The following is a 1,498-nucleotide window of genomic DNA, read 5'->3' as shown; positions in this document are numbered from 1 at the left end:
CGTGAATTCCAGGCCCTGGTTGCCGAACCAGAAGCTGAAATCGAACCCGCGGTGCTGCAGCGTGCCGAGCCAGCCGGTGATGGTGGAGCCGAGCACGACGACGATGAGGGCCCAGAACAGCGCATCGACGCCGAGCTTCTGCAGCCTGGGTTCGGCGCCCGATAGCAGCGGCGCGACGTACAGGCCCGTGGCCAGCCAGGCAGTCGCGATCCAGAAAATGCCGATCTGCGTGTGGATGGTGCGGGTGACGGTGTACGGCAGGATCTGCGCCAGCGGGATGCCGAAGAAGGCCTGGCCTTCCACCGCATAGTGGGCGGTGATGGCGCCCATGCCGATCTGCAGCAGCATCAGGCCGATGACGACGAAGAAGTATTTGCGCGTGGCCTTCATCGACGGTGTGGCCTTGGCGCCGAGCAGCGGGTCGGCCTTGGGCACGACGGCGAGCTCTTCGTCGCCCTGGTGCAGCCACAGCATCGCGGCGATGCCGGCCAGCAGCAGCACGATGCTGACCATCGACCACATCGCGGCCGACGTGCTCATCGTGTTGCCGACCAGCGGTTCGTGCGGCCAGTTGCTGGTGTAGGACAGACCGGCCTCGCCAGGGCGATCCGTCACGGCCGCCCAGGCCGACCAGAAGAAGAAGGCCGCCAGCGCCTTGCGGTGCTCGGCTTCGGGCAAGGCGCCGGCCGTCATCGCGTATTGGTCGCGCAGCTTGTCCAGCGCCGGTTCGGTGCCGAACAGGCCCTCGTAGTGCGAGGCGACCTCACGGATGGCCTGGGCGCGAGCGGCGGTGACGCGCACATCGCCGCTGCTCTCTTCGTAGGTGTTGCGGCGCATTTCATCGCGCACCAGCTGGTCGACGGCGGCGCGCTGCGCGTCGCTGACCGTCAGGCCGCTTTGCTGCTGTTCGGCCAGGCGCCGGGCCTTCAGGGCCACCGCCTCGCGATGCAGCCAGTCGGCCGACCAGTCCGGCGCGACATAGGCGCCATGCCCCCAGACCGTGCCGAGCTGCTGGCCGCCGGCCGACAGCCAGGCCTGCTGGCCGAGCTGGATCTGCTCGCCGGTGAACAACAGCTCGCCGTCGGCGCTGACCACCCGGTTCGGGATGGGTGGGGCGGAAAGATAGATCTGCCAGCCCAGGTAGCCCAGGGCGCCGAACGACAGCACGAAGATGAGCCCCAGCCAGCGCCAGAGATTGCTACGGGATTTCATGGTGATTTCCTTGGAACGCCAGGAACAGTTGAACGTCAGGCGCCGCCGCAAGCGCCGCAGCACGTGCCGCGCGCAGAGCCAAGCCTTGTGACTCGCGCCCGCCAGAAGTCCGGGCCGCGGTCGACGCTCTGCCAGCTGAACATCCCGGGCCTGTGAACGTTGAGCAGGGCCTCCAGCGAGCCGGGCTCCCCGTCCATCAACAGCTCCAGCGTTTCGTTGGCGGCCAGGACGTCAAGCTTGGCGACGATCGCTGGGGCGCGGTCACACATTGCGAGCCCGCGAGAGT

Annotated in this window: 2 protein-coding genes; both read right to left on the bottom strand. The window is 68.0% G+C overall.

All coding sequences use genetic code 11. From position 1 onward, the window contains the following. A partial coding sequence (locus ACXJKR_RS32355) for a cbb3-type cytochrome c oxidase subunit I (protein WP_457326343.1) occupies window positions 1-1,212 on the bottom strand: 1,212 nt, incomplete at its 3' end. 35 nt (window positions 1,213-1,247) lie between these two features. After that, window positions 1,248-1,498, bottom strand: a 251-nt coding sequence (locus tag ACXJKR_RS32350) for a DUF2249 domain-containing protein (protein WP_457326342.1), incomplete at its 5' end; no start/stop codon positions are given.

It is taken from the genome of Roseateles sp. P5_E11 (assembly GCF_054049355.1).
This window is presented reverse-complemented; position numbering and strand designations above follow the sequence as displayed.